The sequence below is a fragment of the Nocardia sp. NPDC055321 genome, assembly GCF_053645575.1.
The window spans coordinates 202696-227542 of the sequence record NZ_JBSHMS010000004.1; the positions used below are offsets into that span (position 1 = coordinate 202696).

Sequence of the window (24847 nt, forward strand, 5' to 3'; positions counted from 1 at the left end):
GGCCACCGTAAGCCCCGACCGTGGACAAGCTCCGCCGCGCGCGGTATGAAAATGGAACACGTTTCATTTTTCGCGGTCGACAGGAGATGCGATGGACAGCGCCACCATGGGTGATCTGGTGATGGCCGGCTTCAAGAAGCTGGGTTTCATCCAGTTCACCGGCATCGACGGGGTGGAGTTCGCCTCCGGCCGCAATGTGGTGAGCATGGCGCCCAAGCCCGAGCACCTCAATCACAACGGCGACATCCACGCGGCGCTGCTGTTCGGCATGGCCGAGACCGCCGCGATGGGCGCGTCCATCTCCGGCATCGTGGATCTGATGGGCGACACCTTCATCGTCGCCCGGGACGGGAAGATCGAGTACCTGGCCCGCGCCAAGGGTGAGGCCGGTCCGTTCCTGGCCACGTCGGAGCTGAGCGCGGAGTCGATCGCGCAGACCCGCGCCGACATTGCCGCGGGCGTGGAGATCGAACTCGTCGTCCCGGTGACCATCACCGACGCGACCGGAAAAGCGGTGGCTTCGGCGGCTTTCACCGCCGTGATCCGCCCGCGCCGCAAGTAGTTCGCACGCTGCTGTCCGGAGCGGTCCGGCCCGCCACGGCCGGGCCGATGCGCGGACGACATCAGCGCTCGCTGTCCAGCATGGCCAATTGCGCTGCGGCGTAACGGTCTCCGGCGACCTGATCGGCGGGCGCCGCGTCCTCGATGGCGGACAACTCGGCGGCGCTGAGCCGAATGTCCAGTGCGCCCAGGGCTTCGGCCCAGCGCTCGGGCCGGCGCGCGCCGATCACCGGCACGATGTCGGAGCCCTGCGCGAGTACCCAGGCGATGGCCAACTGGGCGACGCTCACCCCGTGCCGTTCGGCGACGGCGGCGAGTTCGGCGACCAGGCGCAGGTTCGCGTCCAAGTTCTCGCCCTGGAAGCGCGGGCTGTGCACCCGGAAGTCGTCGGCGGCCAGCGGGGCGCCGGTGCGCAGCGAATCGCTCAGAAGCCCGCGCGAGAGGACGCCGTAGGCGGTGATGCCCACGCCGAGTTCCCTTGCGGTGGGCAGGATCTCGGACTCGATCCCGCGCGAGATGAGCGAGTACTCGATCTGCAGGTCGGCGATGGGATGCACGGCGGCGGCCCGGCGCAGCGTCTGCGCGCCGACCTCGGACAGTCCGATGTGCCGCACGTACCCGGCCTCGATCAGCTCCGCGATCGCTCCGACGGTCTCCTCGATGGGCACGTTCGGGTCCAGCCGCGCGGGGCGGTAGATGTCGATGTACTCCACGCCGAGGCGCTGCAGCGAGTACGTGAGGAAGTTGCGGAGAGCCTCGGGCCGGGTGTCCACGCCGCCGAAGCCGCCGTCCGGTGCGCGCAGGGCGCCGAATTTCACGCTGAGCGCGTAGTCCTCGCGCTTACGGTCCGCCAGCGCGGTGCGCAACAGCTGCTCGTTGTGGCCCGCGCCGTAGAAGTCGCCGGTGTCGATCAGATTCGCGCCCGAGTCCAGGGCGGCGTGCACGGTCGCGATGGAGATCGCGTCGTCGCTGGCCCCGTACATGCCGGACATGCCCATGGCGCCGAGGCCGAGGCGGGAGACGGTGGGCCCGGTGCTGCCGAGCCGGACGGTGTCGATGTGGTTGGTCATAGGACGAACTCTGCGCCGTCACACCCGGGACCGGCAGAGACGGCCTATCGGGGGATAGCCGGTCCCTGGCTGCGGGGGCGCGACGGGAGGACAGTGGTGAGGGTGAATCGCGAAGAGCTCGCCGACTTCCTGCGCCGCCGGCGCGAGGCCCTGCAACCGGCCGCCGTAGGTCTGCCGCCGGGGCTGCGCCGCCGCACCCCCGGGTTGCGCCGCGACGAGGTGGCCCTGCTCGCGGGCATGTCGACCGACTACTACACGCGTCTGGAACAGGCTCGCGGCCCGCGGCCGTCCACCCAGGTGCTGTCCGCGCTGGCGCGTGCCCTGCGCCTGACCGACAGCGAGCGCGACCACCTCTATCACCTGGCCGGGCAGCAGCCGCCCGCGCGCGGCGGGGACACCCACGTCGGTCCCGGCATCCTGCACGTCCTGGCGAAACTCGACGACACCCCGGCCTGCGTGATCTCCGATCTCGGCGAGATCCTGGTGCAGAACCGGATGCACACCCTGCTCGCCGGGGATTTCTCGCACCGCCGGGGCCCGGATCGCTGCCTGCCGTGGCGCTGGTTCACCATGCTCGCCGAGCGCGACCGCTTCCCGGCGGAGGATCACGAAGCGATGGCCCGCCACCACGTGGCGGGACTCCGCGAGACCGCCGCCCGCCGCTCCGGCGACGCCGACATCACCGACCTGGTCGCCCGCCTGCGCGCCGCGAGCCCCGAGTTCGAGGCCCTGTGGCACGAACACGAGATCCGCGATCCGGGCGGCTACGTGAAACGCATGAGCCACCCCGAAGTCGGTGTCCTGGAACTGGTCTGCGAGCCCCTGCTCACCCCGAGCTCCACCCGCCAGCTCCTGGTCTACTACCCGAAGCCGGGCACCGACACCCAGCAGAAACTCGACCTGCTCCGCGTGATCGGCACCCAAACCCTCAGCGCCCGAACCTGATTCGACCCGGTCTCGCTGTCACCGAAGGCGCTTCGGCGTGCGAGCCGAATCCCACCGCGCATTCGGGTATTGCGATGCAACCGGTTGGAAGGTCGGTTGCGGGAACCGGCCGAGTACAAGTTGTCGCCGAATCGACCGACTCGGAGCGCGGCCGACCGCACCTCGCGCGGCGGCACTGTCCGATGTCGGCCAGAGTCGCATCCGCACGTAGAACGCGTGCTTCCTTGGTGCGCCGCGCCCGCATGCGACCTGTGCCGGAACTCGCGTGCCGCCTGTCGAAGGCCGGGCGAGTCTTCTTGCAAAGAAACGTATTCGGCTCCGGAGAGCTGCCCTGAGGCCGAAATTCCTTGCGCGACTACACGCTCAGTCGTGCCGCACGCCGGTGTGCCGCTTGCGTGGCTGCAGCCGCCCGCCGGGCAGCGGCGGGGCGGGGATGCGCTGATCCGGGGTGTGACCCGCGATATCCGGGAAACGCTCCAGATCGTGCTTCTCCCAGTCGTTCCGGGCCGCCTCGATCTCGTCGTGACTGCGCGCCACGAAGTTCCACCACATCACGAGGTTCTCGTCGAGGGGTTCGCCGCCGATGAGCAGCAGTCGCGCGCCCGTCGTCTCGTGCAGGCGCAGTTCGGTGCGATCACTGCCCAGGTACAGCAGGCCGCCGGGTTTGGCACGGCCGTCCTCGACGGTCAGCGCGCCCTCGACCACCAGGACGGCGTATTCGAAGGCGGGGTTCAGGGGCAGGGTCACCTCGGCCCCGTCCTGAACGCGCAGGTCCGCGCCCACGATCGGGGTGTACGCCTTGGCCGGCGACGTGACCGCGCCGAGCGTCCCGATCAGGACCGTACCCAGCACGCCGGGGCGGCCGCCGCTGCTCAGCTCGAACTCGGGCAGATCCCGATGCTGCTCGAAATGCGGTGCCACCCAGCGGCTCTCGTCCGGGAGCGCGATCCACAGCTGCAGTCCCGCGCCGGACTCGTGGCCGGGCACCCGGTACTCCGAATGCGCGATGCCGCGCCCGGAGGTCATGATGTTCAACTGGCCGGGCTGGATCTCCACATCCGATCCCACCGAATCCCGGTGCCGGATGCGGCCGTCCAAGGGCCAGGTGACCGTTTGCAATCCGATGTGCGGATGCGGGTCGATATCGTGTCCCGCCGGATTGGCGGCGGAACCGGAGCCGAAATTGTCCAGGAAGCACCACGCGCCGACGGTGGGCAGGTCCCGCTGCGGCAGCGTCCGGAACACGGTGACCCCGCGCACCCCGCCCAGTGGCACCTCGCGCGCGGGAAACAATTCCGCGCGCGGACCGGGCCGTCCGGAGGCCTCGCAGAACGCGGCCTCCGGATTCGGCTCCAGGTCACTCATCGCTTGATGCCCTTGCCGACGACGTGCGCGTCGTACTCCGGGTGCTTGTCCAGCCACGCCTTGATGAACGGGCAGCGCGGCACGATGACCCGCCCGCGCGCGATCACATCCTCGATGGCGTCGTGGGCCAGCACGCTGCCGAGCCCCTTCCCGCCGAAAGCGGGGTCGATCTCGGTGTGTATGAAGACGGTGTCGTCGTCACGCTCGCGATATTCGGTGAACCCGGCGAGCGAGCTCCCGTACCACACCTCGTATCGGTGTTGTGATTCATTACGGACGACGGCGGCCGCCACAGCCTGTTCGCTCATTGTTCAGTTCTCCTTCCGCACCCGCACCGGATGTTTGCTCAGAATCGACACGCGATTGAACGCGCCGATCGTGGTCGCGGCCCAGATGAGGACAGACATCTGGTCATCCGACAAATGTTGCCGCGCAGCAGCATACTCATCGTCGACGATTTTCTCGGCCGGTAGCGAAGTCACGGTTTCGGCGATCGCGAGCGCGGCTCGTTCCTGCTCGGTGTAGAGGTGCGGACTCCGCTGCCACGCGGGTAACACCGCCAATTGCTGCGGGGTCACCCCCGCGTCGAGCGCGGCCCGGGAATGGACGTCGAGGCAGTATGCGCAGCCGTTGAGCTGAGAAACACGCACATTCACCAGTTCCATCACCGCCCGCCCCAATTCGACCGCCGTGGCGGCATTGCGGACCGCCACCGCGACGCTGTTCAACGCGTGATAGACCTCGGGCGTCTGCTTGTCCAGCCAGACGCGGTCGTGAAGCACAGGGGACTGCATAGTGGACGCATCGTAAGCCGAGAAGCTGAACCGTGCCCTCCGGTCCGGTAATTGCGCGTGGCGTGGAATATCGCCGGTCGCGGCGCGGTTGCGCATCGAACGGAATGATCACTCTCAGCCCGGAGCGCATATGAGCCCCTTCTCGACCGGCGACGCGCAGGTCCGTACGCGTGTGCGCATACCGCTGACCTTCGCCGACGGCTACGCCACCACCGCCGAGGCGGTCACCTTCCGGGGCCTGGACGACGAGCGCGAACATCTGGCACTCATCCTCGGCGAACCCGTCGGCACCCCGCTGGTGCGACTGCATTCGGAATGCCTCACCGGCGACGTGTTCGGGTCCGCCCGCTGTGACTGCGGCCCGCAATTGCGCGAGGCCGTGCAGTTGATCGCCGAGCACGGCGGCATCCTGCTGTACCTGCGCCAGGAAGGGCGCGACATCGGGCTGTACAACAAGCTCGACGCCTACGCGCTGCAGGATCAGGGCCTGAACACCTACGAGGCCAACGCGGCCCTGGGTCTGCCCGAGGACGCCCGCGACTACACCGCCGCCGCCCAGATGCTCGCCGCGCTCGGCGTCACCGAAATGGATCTGCTCACCAACAATCCCGAGAAGGCCCGCCAGCTGCGCGCCCTGGGCGCGCGGGTGCGTGAGACGGTCCCCACCGGCGTGCACGAGACCCCGGACAACCTGCGCTACCTGCGCGCCAAGGTGGAGCACACCGGCCACACCATCAGCCTGGCGGGCTGAACCCCGGGCCTATCGCCCGGTGATCGATCGAGAACGCCTGGAGCCCGCCCCCGCTGGGAGCAGCAGGGGGCGGGGAGGTCTCTGCCGCAGTGCTATTCGCGACCGGCGGAGGTGAAGCTCATGTCCGCGTAGCGATCTCCCGCGACCTGACCGGCGATCGGCTCCAGCGCGGCGAGCTCGTCGGCCGTGAGCGCGACGGTCGCCGCGCCCACGTTCTCCGCTACGCGGGCGCGGCTGCGGGTGCCCGGGATCGGCACGACGGGGAGCCCGTGCACCTGCGCGCGGGCGTGTACCCAGGCCAGCGCCACCTGGGCGGGGCTGATGCCCTTCGCCTCGGCGATGGCCCGCAGCGGAGCCAGGAGCTCGAAGTTGCGCTCGGCGTTCTCGCCGGCCAGGCGCGGGAAGTTCCGGCGGATATCCCCTTGCGGCAGTGCGCCGTTGGTGGACACCCCGCCCGTGAGGAACCCGCGCCCGAGCGGCGAGTAGGGCACGAACGTGACCCCGAGTTCGGCGGCGGCGGGCACCACGGTGTTCTCCACGTCGCGGGAGAACAGCGACCACTCCGACTGCACGGCGGCGATGGGGTGCACCGCATACCCCTCGCGCAGTTCGGCGCCGGTCACCTCGGACAGCCCGAGCTGCCGGACCTTGCCCGCCGCAACCAATTCCGCCAGCACGCCCACGGTGTCCGCCACCGGCACGCCGTCCTGTTTGCGGTGCATGTAGTAGAGATCGATCACGTCGATGCCGAGTCGCCGCAGGCTCGCGTCGACTGCCCGGCGAATGTAGTCGGGGGAGTTGTCGACACCGCGATAGGTAGGGTCGTCCGCCTTGCGGACGATGCCGAATTTCGTTGCCAGCGTGATCCGCTCGCGGTTGGCGCGGACGAATTCGCTGAGGAATTCCTCGTTGTGCCCGCTGCCGTAGATGTCGGCGGTGTCGAACAGCGTCACTCCGAGCTTTAGGGCGCGTTCCAGGGTGGCCCGCGCCTCGGCGGCGTCGGTGGGCCCGTAGAACTCGCTGATGCCCATCGCGCCGTAGCCCTGCGCACCGACCCGGGTATCGCCGAGGGCGGTGGTGGGCAGCAACTGTGTGTCGGTCATGCCGGTTTCCCTTCGCTAGCGCGCGTTGTCGTCACGGTCCGCCAGTCGGCTCCGGGATTGCCCTCGTAGAGAGCGATCTTGCAGTCGAGGACGGCCACGGTCTGTCGAAGTTCCTCGATGCGGTCGAGCACCTCGGCCCGGGTGCGCCGGAACATGTCCAGGCGCTGCGGGAAGGTGTGATCCCCGGCGCGCACCAGCTCGGCGTAGGACACCATGTCCGCCACCGGCATTCCGGTGCGCCGCAGCTTCCCGATGAGGGCCAGCCAATCCAGGTCGCGCGCGCTGAAGCGGCGCTGCCCGGTGTGGTCGCGGCCCACGTAATCCATCAGGCCGATGCGCTCGTACCAGCGCAGGGTGTCCCGCGTGAGACCGCACCGCTCGGAGACCTCTCCGATGGAGTACCGCGGTCGCTCGTAGTCGGGGCTCTCCCACGCTGGTGCGTTCACCGGTCTCGCCTTTCACTGAGGAACAACGATCACGCTAGCCACCTGGAGTGCACTCCAAGCAAGCCCGATTCTGCCGAGATTTCCGCTCGGCGGCGACCCGCGGGCGCGCTCGGGGGTGCGAGGTTTTCCTGTGCACGGCTGTGGATGGATTCCGCGCCTACTCTGGGGAGCATGTCCAAAGAGATTGATCGGGTCCGCGCGCGATCGGCGCTGGCTACCGTCAAGGAGCAGCCGGTCATCGCCGCCATCGCGGCGCTGCCGGTGGTGGTGGTCCTCGGTGTGGTGTGGGCGCTGCTGGGGTTCTTCCCGGCGCTCCTGCTACTACTCGTGTTCGGCGGCGTGGTCGTGGTGCGCGGCAAGCTGCTGAAGTAGCACGCACGACACGGCGGTCGCCGCCGCCGGGTGGCCGTGCCGTCGCGGCATACGGCCGATGCGTGCGGCCCGGCGCGTGATCCCGCGGTGCGTCAGCGCGCGATGTGGAAGCGCACCAGCTCACCCGTGCCGGGGTCGATGGCTGCCCAGTCGCGGTCGAATTCCAGCACCGCCAGCGCGGACGTGGGGAACTTCCGGCTCAGCTCCTCCGCGGCCGCGGAATCGCGATTGCTCGCCAACTCCCATGCCGTCCACGGCATTCCGGGCGAGTGCCCGACGATCAGCAGCGTCCCGATCCCCGGATCGGCGAGCTGCGCCAGCTCGATCAGCGTGTGCGGGGACGCCTCGTAGATGGACTCCTCGAACGTCACCGGCGCGTCGATCCCGGTGGCCGTCAGGGTCTCGCGCGTGCGCACCGCGGTCGAACAGAACACCGCGTCGATGCGCGGCTGCGTCTCGCGCAGCCAGTCGCCGGCCAGCGCCGCCTCGCGCAGCCCGCGCGGCGCGAGCGGCCGATCATGGTCCGCCACGCCGTCCGGGTAGCCGGATTTGCCGTGGCGCATCAGGATGAGGGTCCGTGCCATGGCCACAACGGTAAGCCCAGCCGGGCCGACACCGGTCGAGACGGGCCCGGAACACCGGATCTCGCTCCCGGCGAGAGACGGGACTCACACTCGAGGCACACTAGGGGAGGCGTCACACCTAGTGCGGACTGGCGCTCAACCCCCGCATATATTAGAACGTGTTCTACCCGCCCTGCTCGAACCCCGAGCGGAGTAGCACCACGCGACTGTTTCGAGGATCTGCGAGATATGGCCTATGTGATCACGCAGCGTTGTTGCAACGACGCCAGCTGCGTTCCCGAGTGTCCGGTCGATTGCATTCGTCCCACTCCCGAGCAACGTGAGTTCGCTTCGACCGAACAGCTCTATATCGACCCCGATACCTGTATCGACTGTGGTGCGTGTGTGGACGCCTGCCCGGTCGACGCGATCTTCTCGGAAGACGATCTGAGCGCGTCGCTGGCCCGGTTCCGTGACATCAACGCTTCCTACTTCGTCCGGCATCCGCTGGAGTCGAACTTCGAGCCCCTGGTGCCGCCGTCCCGCGCGCCGAAGGATCGCGGCACCCTGCGCGTCGCGATCGTCGGCGCGGGCCCGGCCGCCTGCTACGCGGCCGAGGAACTGCTGCGCCGCGCCGACGTGGAGGTGGAGCTGTTCGACCGGCTGCCCACCCCGTACGGCCTGGTGCGCGCGGGCGTGGCGCCCGACCATCCGGGCACCAAATCGGTAGCGGGCCTGTTCGAGTCGGCGTTCCGGCGCGACGCGCTGCAGTACCGGCTGAACGTGGAGATCGGCAAGCACATCAGCCACGACGAGCTGGTCGCCCATCACCACGCGGTGATCTACGCGCACGGCGCGTCCACCGACCGCCGCCTGAACGTGCCCGGCGAGGACCTGCCCGGTTCGCACTCGGCCACCGAGTTCGTGGCCTGGTACAACGGGCACCCGGATTTCGCGGATCGCGAATTCGACCTCTCGGGCGAGCGGGCCGTCATCGTCGGCAACGGCAACGTGGCCCTGGACGTGGCGCGCGTGCTCACCGTCGATCCGGACGTGCTGGCCAAGACCGACATCGCCGATCACGCCCTGGACGCGCTGCGCCGCAGCAACATCCAGGAGGTGGTCGTGCTCGGCCGCCGCGGGCCGCTGCAGGCCGCGTACACCTCGCCGGAGTTCCTGGCGCTGGCGCACCTGAAGAACGTCGACATCATCGTCGATCCGGCCGAGCTGGAACTCGATCCGTCGAGCCAGGCCGAGCTGGACGATCCCGAGGTCGAGCCCTCGCTGCAGCTCAAGTACACCCTCGCGCAGGAGTACGCCGCCCTCGCGCCCACCCCGGGCCGCAAGCGGATCGTGTTCCGGTACCTGGTCTCGCCGACCGCCGTCACCGGCGACGGCAAGGTCGAGGGTCTCGAGTACGTGCACAACGAGCTGGTCGAGGAGAACGGCCGCCCGGTCGCCTACGCGTCCGAGCGCACCGGCAGCCTGGACGCCTCGCTGGTGCTGCGCTCGATCGGCTACAAGGGCAAGGCGATCGCCGACATCCCGTTCGACGAGAGCAACGGCGTGGTCCCCAACGACCACGGCCGGGTCGTCGGCGCCGACGGTGAGCCGCTGCAGGGCATCTACGTCTCCGGCTGGATCAAGCGCGGCCCGCGCGGCGTCATCGGCTCCAACCGGGTCGATTCGCAGGAAACCGTGGATCAGCTCATCGAGGACTTCTCGGCGGGCAAACTGGCCGCGCCCCAGGCGGATCGCGCCGCCCTGGACGCGCTGCTGGCCGAACGCCAGCCCGAGGCCATCGGCCGGGACGGCTGGAAGGCCATCGACGCGGCCGAGCGCACCGCGGGCAAGGCCGCCGGCCGCCCCCGCGTGAAGTTCACCAGCCTCGAGGATCTCCTCAAGGCCGCCAAGGGCTGACGCCCGACCAGGCACGAACACGACTGTGGCCCACCGGTTTCTCGGTGGGCCACAGTGCTGTCGCGAGTGTTCGGGAATCGCGCCCGTGCGGCGGCCACCCACGAGGAATGGCCGCCACCCGGCGACCGCGGGCGGCGCGGGAGACCCTGCCGCACCGGCGGTTCCGGCTCGACCCAGGGCGCGCACGACGCGAGGGGCTCGGCCGGACCGTAGAGATCGGCGCGGATACCGGGTCGGGTCAGCGGGATTCGGTCGTACCCGTGCGGCGCACGACGCGAGTGGCACGAGCGAACCGGGAGTCGGCCGAACCCGCTGCGCCGCAGCGGAACTCTCTAGTTCGCGCGCAGGGCGATGACCAGGCCGTCCTTGGCGCACATCGACGGGACGGCGGGATCGGGCTGGGCGTTGCAGCTCCAGCCGTCGATCGTGGCCACGTCGGTGTCGCTGATGGTCTGGACGTACTCGGTCGCCACGGTGATCGCCTCGGTGCAGCCGACCCGGCCCGCCTCGGTGCCCACGGCGATCACGTGGCGGGTGCCGCCGCCCGCGTCGGTGACCGGTCCGCAGTTCACGTCGTCGATCACGGGGCTCGGCACGGGGGAGGTCGTGGTCACCGGCGCCGTGGTGGGTACGGGCTCGGTCGTGGTCACCGGCGGGACGGTCGTCACGGGCGGATGGGTGGGGCTCGGCGGCGGCAGCGGGGCGGCGGACGGGCCGACCAGTTTGGTCGCGCTCGCGGACGCGGTGGTCGTCGTCATGATGGTCGTCGGGGTGCCGGTGGCTCGGTCGTCCGCGGAATCGTCCGACGAGGAGCAGGCGGCGAGCGTGGCGACGAGTGCGGGGGCGGCCGCTAGCAGGGCCAGGTGGGCGATGCGCATGGCGATCTCCTGTTCCCGATCACCGGATGCGATCGGCTCGCCGCAGAGTGTGTCAGGCAAACCTCTGGCTACCGAGACTTTCGGTGGGTATGTCCCGAATATGCCGGGCGGGACGCGGGCCGATCACCCCGATCGCCGCCCGGTCCACGATCGCCGGGCCGTCAGCTCGGCAGCGGGCCGATCCGCACCGTCGTGGTGGTCACCCCGCCCACCACGAACCACAGCCGCAGCACCGGATGCCCGGTCCGGTCACCCGGCTCGTACCGCGAGCGCACGCTGATGTGCTGGCGCGCCAGCACCGGCGCGATGTACTCGATCACCGCGCGATGCGGCCCTGCCACCAGCTTCGGGTAATCCACCAGATACTGCTCGACGGCCTGCCAGTACGCGGCGTTGTTCACGTGGTTGTACTGGTCGATGTCGGTGGCGCGCACCGGGAACGGCATATCGGTGTCCGACTCGGGCGGGGTGTGGTCGACCAGCCACGGCCGCCAGCGCAGGCGGTGCTCCTGGGTCGTGCGGGCCAGCTCGGCCAGGCCCTCGTCGCTGATGCGGGTGGGCATGTTGGTGAATTCGTTGATGTTGATCCAGAAGCCCTCGGTCTCGATGAGACCGCCGTTCTCGCTGGTGATCCGCACACGCATATTGGTCCAGCGCGTCGACATGGCCGAACACCAGCGCCGCAGCTCGATCCGGTCCGGCCAGTGGATCGGGCGCACCACGTCCACCACCGTGCGCCGCACGATCCAGGCCGGATCGGTGCGGTGGAAGAACCCGGAATGCATTTCCTCCCAGGCGATGTCCTGCAGATAGCGGGCCACGGCGTCGTACCGCAAGCGCTGGTAGGGATCCACGTCGCCGGCCCGGACGGGCCACGCCGAGGCGAAGCCCATGCCCTCCTGGGGAAGCGGGGCGAGCGGCTGATCGTGTGACACTGGTGCTCCTCGCGCTGCATCGCCGCGGATTCCGTGAACCCGGGCGTGCCGCGTTTCGTGCGGTGCTTGCTGAGACATGACTTTACGCAGGGCATGGCAGGTGTGCGCGCGGCCCCGTAGCCTTTGCTGGTGTAGATCCACGGCAGGGGAGGCGACGCCGGTGCCCGCAGGCGCTAGGGCCGGTACGCGGTTCGGACAGTACGAGTTGCGACGGCTGCTCGGTGTGGGCGGAATGGGCGAGGTCTACGAGGCCTACGACACCGTCCGCGACCGCGTCGTGGCCCTGAAACTGCTCGCCGTCGAGCTCGCCGGTTCACCCACCTATGTGGAACGCTTCCGCCGCGAATCCCGCACCGCCGCACGCCTGCAGGAGCCGCACGTCATCCCCGTGCACGACTGGGGCGAGGTCGACGGCGTGCTGTACATCGACATGCGCCTGGTGCGCGGGCGCGACCTCAAGGCGCATCTGCACGAGCGGGGCCCGCTCACCCCCGAGCAGGCCGTCGCGGTGGTGGAGCAGATCGCCGCCGCCCTGGACGCCGCCCACGAGAGCGGGCTGGTGCATCGGGACATCAAACCCGCCAACATCCTGCTGACCGGTGAATTGTTCGCCTACCTGGTCGATTTCGGTATCGCGCACACCGAGTCCGATGCCCAGCTCACCGTGACCGGCAGCGCCATCGGCTCCTTCGCCTACATGGCCCCCGAACGCTTCGAACACGACGCCGCGGTGACCACCTCCGCCGACGTCTACGCCCTGGCCTGCGTGCTGTACGAAAGCCTCACCGGCGAAATCCCGTTCACGACCGACAGCAACCTGGCCACGATCCGCGCCCACATGCTGACCCCGCCGCCGCGACCCAGCCACCGCCCCGGCGTCCCCGCCTCCTTCGACCGCGTCATCGCCACCGGCATGGCCAAGGACGTCCCCGACCGCTACGCCACCGCCGGTCAGCTGGCCCGCGCCGCCCGCGCGGCCCTGCTCCGCGCCGACCCGGCCGATACGACCCGTGCCACCCCGCCCGGCCCGCGGTCCACCCGGGTGCAGGACCCGTCCGGTCCGTTCGCCACCCCGGCCGGTCCGCGGCCCCCCGGCCCCGGCGCGCCGGGCCACCCGTCCTACCCCGGCCAGGGCGGAACTCCGGCGGCCCGCGGCTTCACGGCCCGGCCCGGCATCGAGCCGGCTCCCGGGGCAGGCGGCCGTGGCCCGCGACCGGGTGCGGCCGGTGGCGCCGCGCAGTTCGGAGCGTCGCGCACGCCCGGCGATCGAACCGGGCTGCCAGGTGAATCGCGCACGCCGCCCGGCGATTACGCGGGGCAGGCCGGTGAAACCCGGATGCCGCCCGCACCGCGCACCGACACCCGGTCGGCACATTTCTCCGGTACCCGGGCGCAGACCGCGGGTTATCCGCCGGCCGCCGGGACGCCGGGGGAGTACGACGTCACGCTGCACCGGGCGTCCGGATACTCCGGGCCCACCCCGCTCGCGCGGCCCGAACATCCTTCCGCGCCACTGCCTTTGCCGCCGCGCGAACGCGGCTCGATGCCCCTGGTGGTGGGCATGCTGGCCGCGGTGGTCGTGCTGCTGCTCGCGGCGGTCGGCTGGCTCCTGTTGTCCGGCAACGGAGATGGCCCCGGTGGTTCCGGCGGCACGTCGGAGATCGCCCAGCCCGGGCAGAGCACCGCGCCCGGACGCCCGACCACGACGCTCGCCCCCTTCAACGGTTCCGTATCCGGTACGGACGCACAGGGATTCACCGCCGCCGGCGCCCGCTGCAACGCCGACGATCCCGCGATGGCGGTCGGCCGCACCGCGTCGTCCCGAGTCGTGGTGTGCCGCACCGGCGCCGGCCGCTTCTACTACAAGGGCGTCCGGATCAGCGACGGCGCGGGCATCACCCTCGACGACCCGGTCCCCGACGGCACCGGCGGCTACACGGTCGTCAACCAGGTCGACGGCACCCGCTACCGCGTCACCGCCACGGCCCTGACCATCACCCGCGACGGCGCGTCCCTCGCGAACGAGGCGATGGTCGAATACGCCTACCGAGGCTGAGCGCCCGGCACGCGGAGGGTCCGTGCCACGCCGGGCCGAGTGGCGATATGAGCGGTATTCCGTCCCGGGGTGGCCTACGTGGCCCGGCGAGCGCCGAAGCGCGAACATGGCGGCTGTATGAAACCCCCGTCGGCACGGCGAAGTTCCAGCGGCCGGTGCATTCGGGCGGGTTGGGCTCGAAGGTGGGAATGGTCAGTTCCCGCCCGGCGGGTTTCCGAACGACCTGGGTATCGGTAGGCAGGACCCTGCTCGGTGCGCGCGGCGAGCTCGTCGGGTCGGTCGAGTTTTGCTGGCCCGGCCGGCAGACGGGTCGGCCGGCTTCTCGTGTGGCCGGCCCGGACCCTCGGCGGCAGGGGCCGGACCGGGGCGGCGAGCGAACCCGGCTCGCCCGCTGTTGTGCCGGGCCCGATATCGGTTAGGTTCGGGTGAGTACCCGCAAGTGGGATTGATCGGAGTTGATCGGTATGCGCGCAGCCGTGGTGAGCAGGCTGGAAGGCCCGGAGACCATCGAGGTCCTCGACATGCCCGAGCCCGCGGGCTATCCGGGCGGGGTCGTCATCGACGTGCACGCCGCGGGCATCGCCTTCCCGGACGTGCTCATGACCCGCGGTCTGTACCAGATGAAGCCGCAGCTGCCCTACATCGTGGGCTGCGAGGTGGCGGGCATCGTGCGCGAGGCCCCCGAGGGCGCGCATGTGAAGGCGGGCGACCGGGTGGTGGCGCTGACCCTGCTCGGCAACGCCGTCGCCGAGATCGCGGTCGCACCGGTCGACATGGTGTTCGAACTGCCCGACAACGTCTCCCTGGAGGCCGGGGCGGGTGTGCTGTTCAACGACCTGACCGTGCACTTCTGCCTCACCAAGCGCGGCAGGCTCGCCGAGGGCGAGACCGTGCTCGTGCACGGCGCGGCCGGCGGCATCGGCACCTCCACGCTCCGGATGGCGCAGGCGCTGGGCGCGGGCCGCGTGATCGCCGTGGTGAGCACCGAGGAGAAGGCCGAGGTCGCCCGGGCCAACGGCGCCACCGACGTGGTGCTGACCGACGGGTGGCTGGCGGCGGTCAAGGAGATCACCGGCGGGCGCGGCGTCGACATCGTGCTCGATCCGGTCGGCGGCGACCGCTTCACCGACAGCATCCGCTCCCTGGCCTCGGGCGGACGCGTGCTCGTGGTCGGCTTCACCGCGGGCGACATCCCCACGGTCAAGGTGAACCGCCTGCTGCTCAAGAACGTCGAGGTCGTCGGCGCGGCCTGGGGCGAATGGGTCATGACCCATCCCGGCTACCTGCGCGAGCAGTGGGCCGAGGTCGCGCCGCTGCTCGCCAACGGCAAGATCGCGCCGCCGGAGCCCGCGCTCTACACCATGGCACACACCGCCGAGGCCGTCTCCGCCCTGGACAAGCGCACCGCCACCGGCAAGGTCGTCATCACCGTCCGCTGACGGTGCGTGGGCACGACACCGGCGCCGCGGTCCCGTAACGTGCGGCAATTGTGAAGCTGTCCAACCGGATTCTGAATCGCACGCTGCTGGCGCGCCAGCATCTGCTCGAGCGCGCCCCGCTCGGCGCGCCGCAGCTGTGCGATCACCTCGTCGGATTGCAGGCCCAGGACACGCTGCCGCCGTTCCTCGCACTGTGGTCGCGCACGGCCGATTTCGACCCGGCCACGGTCTCGGCCGGGCTCGAGGATCGCTCGCTGGTCCGAATCACCCTGATGCGCGGCACCATTCACCTGGTCACGCCGCCGGACGCGCTGCGGATCGCACCGCACATCCAGCCCGAGCTCGAAAAGATCCCGTTCCGTAAGGGATTCAACTTCGGCGCCATGGTCGGCCTCGATCCCGACGAGGTGCGCGCGCACGGTGAACAGGTGCTCGGGCAGGAACCCATGTCGGCGGCCGACATGCGCGCCGAGGCCCTGGCCCGCTACCCGGACCGCAACGCGAGCGCGGTGCTGCAAACCTGGCTCTACCAGCTGCCCGTTCTGCAGACCCCGCCGCGCGGCCGCTGGAAGGACAGCAGCCGCCCCGTCTGGTCCCGCATCGAACCCTGGCTCGGCGCGCCCCCGGACCCGGACTACCCGCTCGAGGAACTGCTGCTGCGCTACCTGCGCGCCTTCGGCCCGGCCACCACCATGGACATGCAGACCTGGTCCAAACTCACCGGCATCGCACCCGCCGTGACCCGGCTGGGCGACCGCGTGCGCACCTACACCGACGACCGCGGCCGCACCCTCTACGACGCCGCCGACGCCGAACTCACCGACCCGGACACCCCGGCCCCCGTCCGCCTGCTCGGCTGGTACGACAATCTCCTGCTCTCCCACCAGGATCGCTCCCGCGTGATCCCCGACGGCGCGCCCCCGCCCCTGCGCGAGGCCGCCAACCAGGTCTCCCCGGTCCTGATAGACGGCTTCCTCCAGGGCATCTACAAGATCTTCACCACCTCCGGCGTCGCCCGCCTGCGCGTCGTCCCCCGCTCACCCTGGACCCCCACCCAACGCGCCGAGGTAGAGGCCGAGGCCGCCGCCCTGCTCGCCTTCGCCGAACCCGACCGCACCCCCAGCGTCGAGATCCTGACCCCGGACGCGACACTCAAGCCCTGACGGCCGGGGTCGCCCGGATCCGTCCAGCCGCCGGAACGCGAGCGCACACGTTGTGCACAACGTTCCCCAACTGTGGACGCCTGTGCACAATGCGCGGCAGGGGGAGTTGGACGGCGTTCACCCGGACCGATTCGGCGCGTCCGATCCGGATCGGCATGGTAACCCCGGCGAAACACGACCTCGCTAGGCTCGCGGGCACGGCGTTCATGGCTGCAACGGACGCGCGCGCACCGTCGACAACCGGCGGGCTAACCAGCCGCATTTCCTGGAGGAATGCCGCATGGGCAGCCGTCTTTCCATGTCCGCCGTCATCGGGGACGTCACCGTCTACGCCGCGACCGCCGCGGGGCCGCAATGGGTTTCGGGGCAGGACGTCGTCATCCGCGACGGGCGGATCATCGCCATCGGCCCCGGCGCGGGGCGCGCCGCCGGTGATGAGACACCATCCCCGCGCGTCGATCCGGCCGACGACTTGTCCCGGGGCCGCGGCGAGCACGCCGCGCCGGCGGCCTTCGGTGCGAGTGAGGCAATTCCCCGTATCGGCGGCGGCGGGTATCTCGTGCCCGGGTTCGTCAACACCCACACGCACCTGCAGCAGTCGATCCTGCGCGGGGCGGGGGAGGGGCTGCCGCTGCTCGAATGGCTGCACTGCGTGGGCGAATTCACGGTCGCCGCCACCCCCGAGCAGACCTACCTCGCGGCCCTGGCGGGCGGGCTGGAACTGCTGCGGAGCGGCGTCACCACCGTGGTCGAGCACATGTGGCCCAGCGGCTCCGAGGCCGTGCACGACGCGGCCCTGCGCGCCCTGGACGAACTCGGCATCCGGGTCGTGTTCGGGCGCGGCGTCGCCGACCGGGCCGACGCCACCCGCAAGTGGGGCATGGATCCGCGCCTGCTGCAACCACTTCCGGAGGCGCTCGACCACATCGCCGAACTCGACCGGCGCTGGGGCGGCGGGCGCGTCACCACCGCCCTGGCCGTGCCGAACCCCCGCTGCCTCACCCCCGACGGCATGGCGGCGGTCCGCGACTTCTCCGATCGCACCGGCAAGACCATCTCCATCCACCTGCTCGAGACCGACACCGACGAGGACATGTGCCGGCTGCACGCGGGCGTCTCGGCGGTGGACTACCTGGACGCGGGCGGCCTGCTCGGCGAACGCACCCTCGCCGTGCACTGCTGCCGCCTGGACGCGCACGGCCGCGCGGTCTTCGCCGAACGCGGCGTCTCGGTCTCCTACAACCCGCTCAGCAACATGCGCCTGGGCAGCGGCGTGGCCCCGATCCCCGACCTGCTCGCCGCCGGTATCGGCGTCGGTCTGGGCGTGGACGGCGCGGCCAGCAACGACACCCAGGACATGCTGCTCGCCCTGCGCATGGGCGCGTACCTGCAACGGGTCGCGCACCGCCGCGCCGACCTGCTGGACATCCACGACATGATGCGCATGGCCACCCGCGGCGCGGCCCGCGCGCTCGGCGGTCCGGCGACGCATTCCGGTGTGGCCGTGGGCGACCCCGCCGACCTCACCCTCGTGCGCTTCGACCGCGACTTCGCCTGCCTGCCCGTTCGCGACCCCGGCGCGTCCCTGCTCACCACCGCGACCCCGCGCGTGGTCGACACGGTCTGGGTGGCGGGGGAGGCCGTGATCCGCGACGGCCGCAGCACCCGCGTCGACGAGCAGGAACTCGTCAAGCTCCTCAATGACATGCAGTAACAGTTAATCAATTCGAAACAGCGACACGATTGCATGTAATTCATATCGACAACACTGATCTCACGCACAAGATGCACGCAGTACAAGTGAGAGAAGGTGAGTGCGATGGTCTTGCGGGACATGGTGCGCAATCCGATCGGCGCTCCGGCCGGAACGCGACCGGAGGCGGAGATTTCCTTCGCGGGCATCGGAAAGCGCTATCCCGGAGCGGGTTCGGGTGACGTGGTGGCACTCACCGACATCGACCTCGAGGTCCGGCGCGGGGAATTCGTCGCCGTCGTAGGGCCTTCCGGCTGCGGCAAGTCCACCCTGCTCCGGCTGGCCGCGGGCCTGGAACAGCCCAGCGCGGGAACCGTTGCGGTGCAGTCCGATTCGGTCGGCTTCATCTTCCAGGAGGCCACCCTGCTGCCGTGGCGCCGGGTCCTGCGCAATGTCGAACTCGCCGCCGAGCTCGGCGGCATCGACCGCGCCACCCGCCGCGAGCGCGCCACCCGCGCCCTCGCCGCGGTCGGCCTGGCCGATTTCGCGGGCAAACTCCCCGGTCAGCTCTCCGGCGGCATGCGCATGCGGGTCTCACTGGCCCGCGCGCTCGCCCTGGAACCCCGCGTCATGCTGCTCGACGAACCCTTCGGCGCCCTCGACGAGATCACCCGGCTGAGCATGCAGGAGGAACTGCTGCGCCTGTACCGCGACAACGCCTTCAGCGCCCTGTTCATCACGCACTCGGTCTCCGAGGCGGTCTTCCTGGCCGGCCGCGTGGTGGTCATGTCCGCCCGCCCCGGTCGCGTGCACGAGGTCATCGACATCGACCTGCCCTACCCGCGCGAGCGCGACCTGCGCTTCGAACCCGCCTACACCGAGCTGGTCTCCCACGTGTCCCGTTCCCTGAAAGAAGCCTGCTGATGGTCGGTCTCGCCGTTTCCGCCGCCCCGGCGCGCCCCCGGCTGCCGCGGCGCGTCCCCGTCCCGCGCGTACTCCGCCGCCTGCTGGCGCCGCTGCTCTCCGCCGGCCTGGCCCTGTCCGCCTGGTACCTGGTCTCCCTGGTGCTGCTGGCCCCGGACCGCCGCTTCCTGCTCCCGCCCCCGCACGCCGTCTTCGCCGAATCCCTCAGCGATCCGGCCAAATTGGAGGTCATGCTGCGCGCCCTGGCGGTCACCGCCCGGGTCGCGGTTACCGGCCTGTTCTTCGCCGCGGTGATCGGCATCGCGATCGGGGTGCTGATGAGCCAGGCCAAGGTCGTCGAACGCGTGGTGTACCCGTACGCCGTTGTCCTGCAGGCCGTTCCGGTGCTGGCCGTGGTCCCTCTCATCGGCCTCTGGTTCGGCTACGGCCTCACCGCCCGCACCATGGTGTGCGTCCTGATCGCGGTGCATCCCATCATCGCCATGACCCTGTTCGGCATCCAATCGGTCGACCGCAACCTGCGCGAACTGTTCACCCTCGGCCGCGCGAGCCGACTGCGGCGCCTGGTCTCCCTGGAACTGCCCGCCGCCCTGCCCTCGATCATGACGAGCCTGCGCACCGCCGCCGGACTCGCGGTGACCGGCGCGATCATCGGCGACATGTTCTTCGCCAAGGGCAAACCCGGCATCGGCACCCTGCTCGACAACTACCGCTCCCGCCTCCAGTCGGAGGATCTGCTCGCCGCCCTGCTGCTCGCCGCGCTCTTCGGCGTGCTGGTCTTCGCCCTCTTCACCGCCGCGCAGCGCCTCACCGTCGGCCGCTGGCACGCCTCGGGCCGCTGAATCAGCCCGCCTCGCACCGCTTTTCCGAACCACATCTCGACACCCCCGTGGAGAACCAATGCCCAACCGTCTACGCCGCCTGGGGACAACCGCGCTGGCACTGCTCGTGGTGGCCACCGGCGCCGCCTGCTCCGACAGCGAATCCGACACCGCCGCCGTCCAACTCCCGCCCGCACCCGCCGAACAGCAGCTGTCCGGCATCTGCCCCGCCACCGTCGCGGTCCAGCTGCAATGGGAACCCGAAACCGATTCCGGCCCGCTCTTCGGCCTGCTCGGCCCCGGCTACCGCGTCGACTCCGACGCCAACAAGGTCACCGGCCCACTCGTGGTGGACGGCAAGGACACCGGCGTCGACCTCGAACTGCGCGCGGGCGGCCCGGCCATCGGCTTCCAGACCGTGCCCTCGCAGATGTACGTCGACTCCTCGATCACCCTGGGCCTGACCCACTCCGAGCACGCCATCGCCGCGGCCGCCACCCAGCCCATCGTCGCGGTCACCACCCTGCTGCGCTACAGCCCACAGATGCTCATGTGGGATCCGGCCACCCGCCCCGGCTGGCGCGGCATCGCCGACATCGGCAAAACCGATGCGCCCGTGGTGGTCTCGCAGGGCCAGCTGTATCCCGAGTGGCTGGTCTCGCGCGGCCTGCTGAAGGCGAACCAGATCGACACCTCCTACGACAACGGCCCCTCGCGCTTCGTCTCGGACCCCTCGTTCGCCCAGCAGGGCTTCGCCAACTCCGAGCCCTACGTCTACGAACACGAGGTGCGCGCCTGGAACAAGCCGGTCGCCTACCAGCTGCTGCGCGACGTCGGCTACGAGGGCTACGCCCGCACGGTGAACGTGCGCGCCGACAAACTGAACGAACTGCGCCCCTGCCTGCGTCGCCTGGTGCCCATGATCCAGCGCGCCACCGAACAGTTCCGCGCCGATCCGGGCCCGGTGAACGACGTGGTGGTGGACGTGGTCGCCCAGAGCGCCAACTTCTCGCCCTACAGCGCGGAACTGGCCGCCTTCGGCTCCCGCGTCCTCATCGACAACGGCCTGATCGGCAACGAGACCGACGGCGTCATAGGCAGTTTCGACGAGGCCCGGGTGCAGCGCGTCATCGACGAATTCGCGCCCATCCTGCGCCGCGGCGGCGCCCAGGTACCCGACGGCCTCACCGCCCGCGCCCTCGTCACCAAGGAATTCCTCGACCCCGCCATCTCCGCGAGCTGACTCACTTCGATCGGAAAGGATACCCATGACCAGCCAGGAAACCACCGAGGTCGCCCGCGAGATGCGCATGGGCGGGCTCGGCGCCGAAGCCGCCCGCGAGATCCGCGTCATCGACCTCACCGACTTCGAGGACCGCCGCGCCGAGATCACCGACCAGCTCTGGACCGCCGCCACCGAGATCGGCTTCTTCCAGCTGTCCGGCCACGGCATCCCCCAGGAGCAGATCGACTCCGTATTCGACTGCACCGCACGGTTCTTCGCGCTGCCCGAACCCGTGAAGGCGCAGTACCCGCTGGTGAAGGCCGACAACGCGGGCTGGGAGAGCATGAGTCAGGTGCGCCCCTCCATCGGCGTCCCCGACCAGAAGGAGTCCTACCAGGTCACCCGCCCGCACATGGACGGCCGCTGGCCCACCGCAGCCGAACTGACCGGATTCACCGGCGCCGTACTGGATTTCGAGCACGCCTGCTGGACCGTGGCCATGCGGGTGCTGTCCTGCTTCGCCGACCGCCTCGGCTTCGACCGCGACTACTTCACCGCCGCACACGATCCCGCCTCCCCGCACTACCAATCCACCCTGCGCCTGCTGCACTACTTCGCCGTCCCGCCCGAACTGCGCCACGTCCCCGGCCGCTGGCGCGCCGGCGCGCACACCGACTTCGACTGCCTCACACTGCTGTTCCAGCGCGACGGCCAGGGCGGGCTCCAGGTCTGCCCCGGCCGGGAAATGGACGAACAGCAGTGGACCTCCATCACCCCGTCGTCGAGCCTGATCACCTGCAACATCGGTGACATGCTCACCCGCTGGAGCGATGACCTGCTGCCGTCGAACTTCCACCGCGTCCGCGGCCCGGGACCCGACGAGTACCAGGGCGAGCGCTACAGCATCGCCTACTTCGCCCAGGCCGACCGCGACGCCGTCATCCAGGGTCCGCGCGGGGCCTACCCGCCCGTCACCGCCGCGGACTTCCTCGCCGAGCGCGTGCGGGCCAACTACCGCCCGCGCGGGTAATTTCGAACCGATCAGAAAGGACCACCATGAGCGAACCGGACAGCGAGCTGCTCGGCCCGTCCGTGCACCGGCAGCTCCGCGGGCTCGTGCTGTCCGGCGAACTCGCTCCCGGCGCCCCGCTGAGCGTGCTCGCCCTGTCCGCGCGCCTCGGGGTGAGCCGCAGCCCCGTTCGCGAAGCGGTGCAGCAGCTCATCTACGAGGGCCTCGCGGTCAATGTCCCGCACGCGGGCGCCCGCGTCGCGAGCATGGACGACACCCAGATCCGCGACGTACTGGCCGTGCGCACCGTGCTGGACGGCCTGGCCGCCGCCACGGCCGCCACCCGCCTCACCGAAGCCGACCTGAGCAAACTCACCGCCCTGCTCGCCACCCAGGAAGATCACCTGCGCGAGCCCGCGGACCCCGCCCGCGACTCCGAACTCGACCTCGAGTTCCACACCTTCATCCGTGAGCGTTCCGGAAACCGCACGCTCGCAGACGAACTCGCGCGCCTGGACGCCCAGGCCCACCTCTATCGCGGCGATCTGTGGCGGCACCCCCGCAACCGCAGCATCGCCCTGCGCGAGCACCGCCGCATCCTGGACGCCCTCGAATCCGGCCACGCACCCGACGCCCGCGCCGCGGCCGAGGCCCACGTCTGCGGTCTTATAACCCGCCTCGGCCGCGACTGACGACATCCCGCGAGGCGGCCCGCCGCGTCCGGGTACCCCGGACCGGCGCGCTGACGACAGGTCGGCCGGGACGCCCGCCGGGGACATGACGGTCGCGGACCGGTCCGCGGACGCGCGGTGTCCCGCGCGCCCAGTCGGTAGCGCCCGTCGCGCAGCCGCTCCCGCGAGTGGCCGTGGCTCGAACGGCGTTCAGTGCGCGTTGCGGTACGCCGGCGCCTTGCTCGAGGTGGACGGGCTCAGCGTCCGCAACAGCGGCAGCGTCCGCTGGGCCACCACCGTCGACAGCACGATCACACTGTGCGAGCGCACCACCGTCGCACTGCGGTCGATACTCAGCAGCACGTGCTGCAACCCCGCGTGCGAATCCGCGCCGATCCGGCACAGCACATCCCCGGACCCGGTCGTGGCGTACGCCTCCAGCACCCCGGGTATCGCCTCCAGATCCGCGGCCACCGCGTCCAGCTGACCCTGCGCGATCTCCAGTGTCACGAACGCCTGCACGTCGAACCCCGCCGCCGTGACATCCACGTGCGGGTCGTAGGAGGAGATGACCCCCGCCTCCTCCATCCGCGCGATCCGCGACTGCACCGTGGCCCGCGCGACCCGCGTGCGCCGCGACAGTTCCAGGATTCCGGCCTTCTGGTACTCGTGCATGGCCGCGAGGATGGCCAGATCGAGTTCATCCAACTTGGCGGGCGTGCGAGCCATGACGGGACCTCCGCTCGGGAGTGATGCTGCTATTCAAATTGTCCAGCACCGAGCGGCCGATGGTGGCGCGATTCGCCAGGGTGTCTAGTCGAAATCGCCGATATTGCCCAGCTGGTGCCCCGCGCCGTTCCCTTACAGAATGACCATCGAGGTTGCTCCGACGTGGCCCGCCGAACCCTCCGACCCCGCCGAGGACGACGAGCTGCGCCGGCTCGTCGGGCTCGTCGATCACGACGCCAGCGCCGATCCCTTCCCCGTCATCGGCTGGGACGCACTCGTCTGGGCGGTCGGCAACGCCACCCAGACCGCCCACTTCCTGGAATCGGCCTTCGGCATGCGGCTCGAGGCGTACTCCGGGCCCGAGACCGGCAATCGCGACCACAAAGCGTTCGTCCTGCGCAGCGGCGGCGCCAGATTCGTCGTCAAGGGCGCCGTCGATCCCGCCAGTTCCCTTGTCGCACACCATGATCTGCACGGCGACGGCATCATCGACATTGCCCTCGAGGTCCCCGACGTCGACCGCTGCGTCGCCTGGGCCCGCACGCACGGCGCCACCGTCCTGGTCGAACCGCACGACGACACCGACGACTTCGGCATCGTGCGCTCGGCCGCCCTGGCCACCTACGGCGACACCCGGCACACCCTCGTCGACCGCTCCCGCTACGACGGCCCGTACCTCCCGGGCTTCGTTCCCCGCCGCTCGGCCCACGAACCCCGGCCCGGCGCGCCGAAGCGGATATTCCAGGCCATCGACCACGTCGTCGGCAACGTCGAACTGGGCCGCATGGACCACTGGGTCGAGTTCTACCGCCGCGTCATGGGATTCGAGAACATGGCCGAATTCGTCGGCGACGACATCGCCACCGACTACTCCGCCCTCATGAGCAAGGTCGTGGCCAGCGGCAACCACCGGGTCAAATTCCCGCTCAACGAGCCCGCGCCGAGCCGCAAGCGCTCCCAGATCGACGAGTACCTCGAGTTCTATCGCGGCCCCGGCGTCCAGCACATCGCCCTGGCCACCGGCGACATCCTCGGCGCCGTCGACGCCCTGCGCCGCGAGGGCATCGAATTCCTGGACACCCCCGGCACCTACTACGACGACCCGGAACTGCGCGCCCGCATCGGCCACGTCCGCGTGCCCGTCGCCGAACTGCGCGCCCGCGGCATCCTGGTCGACCGCGACGAGGACGGCTACCTGCTGCAGATCTTCTGCAAACCCGTCACCGACCGCCCCACCGTCTTCTTCGAGCTCATCGAGCGCCACGGCTCGCTCGGCTTCGGCAAGGGCAACTTCAAGGCCCTGTTCCAGGCGATCGAGCGCGAACAGGAGTCCCGCGGAAACCTGTGAGCCGGACCGGGACTCCGTTCCCGCCCGTGTCAGCGGGAATTCGAACGCGCGGCAAACGCTGTGACG

General features: G+C 70.3%; 25 protein-coding genes. 15 read left to right on the forward strand and 10 right to left on the reverse strand.

The window, feature by feature from the left end; genetic code table 11:
• The first annotated feature begins 91 nt into the window (after positions 1–91).
• On the forward strand, positions 92–562 hold the full coding sequence (locus ACWIGI_RS08085; RefSeq protein WP_454201628.1) for a PaaI family thioesterase: 471 nt from the start codon (positions 92–94) through the stop codon (positions 560–562).
• Between the two features lie 61 nt (positions 563–623).
• Here the strand turns inward: ACWIGI_RS08085 and ACWIGI_RS08090 are convergent, their stop codons facing one another.
• Positions 624–1631, reverse strand: coding sequence for an aldo/keto reductase (locus tag ACWIGI_RS08090; protein ID WP_454201629.1), 1008 nt, complete (start codon positions 1629–1631; stop codon positions 624–626).
• 102 nt (positions 1632–1733) lie between these two features.
• Between ACWIGI_RS08090 and ACWIGI_RS08095 the strand changes: the two genes are divergently transcribed.
• Entirely contained in the window at positions 1734–2576 is an 843-nt protein-coding gene (locus tag ACWIGI_RS08095) for a helix-turn-helix transcriptional regulator (RefSeq protein WP_454201630.1), read from the forward strand.
• Positions 2577–2939: 363 nt separating this feature from the next.
• Here ACWIGI_RS08095 and ACWIGI_RS08100 read toward each other — a convergent pair whose 3' ends face one another.
• The 3 genes from ACWIGI_RS08100 to ACWIGI_RS08110 are packed head-to-tail and all read right to left on the reverse strand — an operon-like array spanning position 2940 to position 4723.
• The gene (locus ACWIGI_RS08100; protein ID WP_454201631.1) at positions 2940–3941 is read right to left on the reverse strand and encodes a pirin family protein; all 1002 of its coding nucleotides are present in this window, start codon (positions 3939–3941) and stop codon (positions 2940–2942) included.
• Complete coding sequence (locus ACWIGI_RS08105) at positions 3938–4249, reverse strand: GNAT family N-acetyltransferase (protein ID WP_354987537.1); 312 nt, start codon at positions 4247–4249, stop codon at positions 3938–3940. The genes ACWIGI_RS08100 and ACWIGI_RS08105 overlap by 4 nt, the downstream gene beginning before the upstream one ends.
• Positions 4250–4252: 3 nt before the next feature.
• The gene (locus ACWIGI_RS08110) at positions 4253–4723 is read right to left on the reverse strand and encodes a carboxymuconolactone decarboxylase family protein (protein WP_454201836.1); all 471 of its coding nucleotides are present in this window, start codon (positions 4721–4723) and stop codon (positions 4253–4255) included.
• 142 nt (positions 4724–4865) lie between these two features.
• On the opposite strand from ACWIGI_RS08110, the gene ACWIGI_RS08115 reads away from it, so the two are divergent.
• A complete protein-coding gene (locus ACWIGI_RS08115) occupies positions 4866–5486 on the forward strand; it encodes a GTP cyclohydrolase II (protein WP_454201632.1) in 621 nt (206 codons plus the stop codon).
• Positions 5487–5578: 92 nt separating this feature from the next.
• Here ACWIGI_RS08115 and ACWIGI_RS08120 read toward each other — a convergent pair whose 3' ends face one another.
• A complete protein-coding gene (locus ACWIGI_RS08120; protein WP_454201633.1) occupies positions 5579–6589 on the reverse strand; it encodes an aldo/keto reductase in 1011 nt (336 codons plus the stop codon).
• Entirely contained in the window at positions 6586–7035 is a 450-nt protein-coding gene (locus ACWIGI_RS08125) for a MerR family transcriptional regulator (RefSeq protein ID WP_454201634.1), read from the reverse strand. Before ACWIGI_RS08125 ends, ACWIGI_RS08120 begins: the two co-directional genes overlap by 4 nt.
• Positions 7036–7206: 171 nt before the next feature.
• Here ACWIGI_RS08125 and ACWIGI_RS08130 point away from each other — a divergent pair, with 171 nt between their 5' ends.
• The gene (locus tag ACWIGI_RS08130) at positions 7207–7407 is read left to right on the forward strand and encodes a hypothetical protein (RefSeq protein ID WP_354987532.1); all 201 of its coding nucleotides are present in this window, start codon (positions 7207–7209) and stop codon (positions 7405–7407) included.
• 92 nt (positions 7408–7499) lie between these two features.
• Here the strand turns inward: ACWIGI_RS08130 and ACWIGI_RS08135 are convergent, their stop codons facing one another.
• The gene (locus ACWIGI_RS08135) at positions 7500–7991 is read right to left on the reverse strand and encodes a SixA phosphatase family protein (protein WP_454201635.1); all 492 of its coding nucleotides are present in this window, start codon (positions 7989–7991) and stop codon (positions 7500–7502) included.
• A gap of 228 nt (positions 7992–8219) precedes the next feature.
• Here ACWIGI_RS08135 and ACWIGI_RS08140 point away from each other — a divergent pair, with 228 nt between their 5' ends.
• The gene (locus ACWIGI_RS08140; RefSeq protein ID WP_454201636.1) at positions 8220–9890 is read left to right on the forward strand and encodes an FAD-dependent oxidoreductase; all 1671 of its coding nucleotides are present in this window, start codon (positions 8220–8222) and stop codon (positions 9888–9890) included.
• A 332-nt stretch (positions 9891–10222) separates the two neighbouring features.
• Here ACWIGI_RS08140 and ACWIGI_RS08145 read toward each other — a convergent pair whose 3' ends face one another.
• Together ACWIGI_RS08145 and ACWIGI_RS08150 are read right to left on the reverse strand one after the other, a co-directional pair.
• Positions 10223–10768, reverse strand: a complete 546-nt coding sequence (locus ACWIGI_RS08145; protein ID WP_454201637.1) for a hypothetical protein — start codon at positions 10766–10768, stop codon at positions 10223–10225.
• A gap of 161 nt (positions 10769–10929) precedes the next feature.
• Positions 10930–11703, reverse strand: a complete 774-nt coding sequence (locus ACWIGI_RS08150) for an acyl-[acyl-carrier-protein] thioesterase (protein ID WP_454201638.1) — start codon at positions 11701–11703, stop codon at positions 10930–10932.
• 160 nt (positions 11704–11863) lie between these two features.
• On the opposite strand from ACWIGI_RS08150, the gene ACWIGI_RS08155 reads away from it, so the two are divergent.
• The 9 genes from ACWIGI_RS08155 to ACWIGI_RS08195 all read left to right on the forward strand — a co-directional run bounded on the left by ACWIGI_RS08155 (position 11864) and on the right by ACWIGI_RS08195 (position 22725).
• The gene (locus ACWIGI_RS08155; protein WP_454201639.1) at positions 11864–13759 is read left to right on the forward strand and encodes a serine/threonine-protein kinase; all 1896 of its coding nucleotides are present in this window, start codon (positions 11864–11866) and stop codon (positions 13757–13759) included.
• Positions 13760–14223: 464 nt separating this feature from the next.
• Positions 14224–15198 (forward strand): NADPH:quinone oxidoreductase family protein, encoded by a 975-nt coding sequence (locus tag ACWIGI_RS08160; protein ID WP_454201640.1) that lies wholly within the window; start codon positions 14224–14226, stop codon positions 15196–15198.
• A 50-nt stretch (positions 15199–15248) separates the two neighbouring features.
• Complete coding sequence (locus tag ACWIGI_RS08165) at positions 15249–16361, forward strand: winged helix DNA-binding domain-containing protein (RefSeq protein ID WP_454201641.1); 1113 nt, start codon at positions 15249–15251, stop codon at positions 16359–16361.
• 280 nt (positions 16362–16641) lie between these two features.
• Complete coding sequence (locus ACWIGI_RS08170; protein ID WP_454201642.1) at positions 16642–18075, forward strand: amidohydrolase family protein; 1434 nt, start codon at positions 16642–16644, stop codon at positions 18073–18075.
• Between the two features lie 120 nt (positions 18076–18195).
• On the forward strand, positions 18196–18978 hold the full coding sequence (locus tag ACWIGI_RS08175) for an ABC transporter ATP-binding protein (protein ID WP_454201837.1): 783 nt from the start codon (positions 18196–18198) through the stop codon (positions 18976–18978).
• Positions 18978–19820, forward strand: coding sequence for an ABC transporter permease (locus ACWIGI_RS08180; protein ID WP_454201643.1), 843 nt, complete (start codon positions 18978–18980; stop codon positions 19818–19820). Before ACWIGI_RS08175 ends, ACWIGI_RS08180 begins: the two co-directional genes overlap by 1 nt.
• A gap of 58 nt (positions 19821–19878) precedes the next feature.
• Positions 19879–21042 (forward strand): nitrate ABC transporter substrate-binding protein, encoded by a 1164-nt coding sequence (locus tag ACWIGI_RS08185; protein WP_454201644.1) that lies wholly within the window; start codon positions 19879–19881, stop codon positions 21040–21042.
• A 25-nt stretch (positions 21043–21067) separates the two neighbouring features.
• Positions 21068–22054: an isopenicillin N synthase family dioxygenase gene (locus ACWIGI_RS08190; protein WP_454201645.1), complete on the forward strand. Its 987-nt coding sequence runs from the start codon at positions 21068–21070 to the stop codon at positions 22052–22054.
• Positions 22055–22080: 26 nt separating this feature from the next.
• Positions 22081–22725: a GntR family transcriptional regulator gene (locus ACWIGI_RS08195; protein ID WP_454201646.1), complete on the forward strand. Its 645-nt coding sequence runs from the start codon at positions 22081–22083 to the stop codon at positions 22723–22725.
• Positions 22726–22914: 189 nt separating this feature from the next.
• Here the strand turns inward: ACWIGI_RS08195 and ACWIGI_RS08200 are convergent, their stop codons facing one another.
• A complete protein-coding gene (locus tag ACWIGI_RS08200; protein ID WP_454201647.1) occupies positions 22915–23433 on the reverse strand; it encodes an Lrp/AsnC family transcriptional regulator in 519 nt (172 codons plus the stop codon).
• A 139-nt stretch (positions 23434–23572) separates the two neighbouring features.
• Between ACWIGI_RS08200 and hppD the strand changes: the two genes are divergently transcribed.
• Positions 23573–24781, forward strand: coding sequence for a 4-hydroxyphenylpyruvate dioxygenase (gene hppD / locus ACWIGI_RS08205; protein ID WP_454201648.1), 1209 nt, complete (start codon positions 23573–23575; stop codon positions 24779–24781).
• The last annotated feature ends 66 nt before the right edge of the window (positions 24782–24847 follow it).

Excerpts from the sequence above, each read along its gene's own strand:
- ACWIGI_RS08105 (WP_354987537.1), bottom strand. The coding sequence starts at position 4,249 with ATGAGCGAACAGGCTGTGGCGGCCGCCGTCGTCCGTAATGAATCACAA.
- ACWIGI_RS08135 (WP_454201635.1), bottom strand. The coding sequence starts at position 7,991 with ATGGCACGGACCCTCATCCTGATGCGCCACGGCAAATCCGGCTACCCG.
- ACWIGI_RS08175 (WP_454201837.1), top strand. The coding sequence starts at position 18,196 with ATGGTGCGCAATCCGATCGGCGCTCCGGCCGGAACGCGACCGGAGGCG.
- ACWIGI_RS08195 (WP_454201646.1), top strand. The coding sequence starts at position 22,081 with ATGAGCGAACCGGACAGCGAGCTGCTCGGCCCGTCCGTGCACCGGCAG.
- ACWIGI_RS08140 (WP_454201636.1), top strand. The coding sequence starts at position 8,220 with ATGGCCTATGTGATCACGCAGCGTTGTTGCAACGACGCCAGCTGCGTT.
- ACWIGI_RS08170 (WP_454201642.1), top strand. The coding sequence starts at position 16,642 with ATGGGCAGCCGTCTTTCCATGTCCGCCGTCATCGGGGACGTCACCGTC.
- ACWIGI_RS08185 (WP_454201644.1), top strand. The coding sequence starts at position 19,879 with ATGCCCAACCGTCTACGCCGCCTGGGGACAACCGCGCTGGCACTGCTC.
- hppD (WP_454201648.1), top strand. The coding sequence starts at position 23,573 with ATGACCATCGAGGTTGCTCCGACGTGGCCCGCCGAACCCTCCGACCCC.
- ACWIGI_RS08130 (WP_354987532.1), top strand. The coding sequence starts at position 7,207 with ATGTCCAAAGAGATTGATCGGGTCCGCGCGCGATCGGCGCTGGCTACC.
- ACWIGI_RS08200 (WP_454201647.1), bottom strand. The coding sequence starts at position 23,433 with ATGGCTCGCACGCCCGCCAAGTTGGATGAACTCGATCTGGCCATCCTC.
- ACWIGI_RS08145 (WP_454201637.1), bottom strand. The coding sequence starts at position 10,768 with ATGCGCATCGCCCACCTGGCCCTGCTAGCGGCCGCCCCCGCACTCGTC.
- ACWIGI_RS08115 (WP_454201632.1), top strand. The coding sequence starts at position 4,866 with ATGAGCCCCTTCTCGACCGGCGACGCGCAGGTCCGTACGCGTGTGCGC.
- ACWIGI_RS08085 (WP_454201628.1), top strand. The coding sequence starts at position 92 with ATGGACAGCGCCACCATGGGTGATCTGGTGATGGCCGGCTTCAAGAAG.
- ACWIGI_RS08100 (WP_454201631.1), bottom strand. The coding sequence starts at position 3,941 with ATGAGTGACCTGGAGCCGAATCCGGAGGCCGCGTTCTGCGAGGCCTCC.
- ACWIGI_RS08190 (WP_454201645.1), top strand. The coding sequence starts at position 21,068 with ATGACCAGCCAGGAAACCACCGAGGTCGCCCGCGAGATGCGCATGGGC.
- ACWIGI_RS08180 (WP_454201643.1), top strand. The coding sequence starts at position 18,978 with ATGGTCGGTCTCGCCGTTTCCGCCGCCCCGGCGCGCCCCCGGCTGCCG.
- ACWIGI_RS08160 (WP_454201640.1), top strand. The coding sequence starts at position 14,224 with ATGCGCGCAGCCGTGGTGAGCAGGCTGGAAGGCCCGGAGACCATCGAG.
- ACWIGI_RS08090 (WP_454201629.1), bottom strand. The coding sequence starts at position 1,631 with ATGACCAACCACATCGACACCGTCCGGCTCGGCAGCACCGGGCCCACC.
- ACWIGI_RS08120 (WP_454201633.1), bottom strand. The coding sequence starts at position 6,589 with ATGACCGACACACAGTTGCTGCCCACCACCGCCCTCGGCGATACCCGG.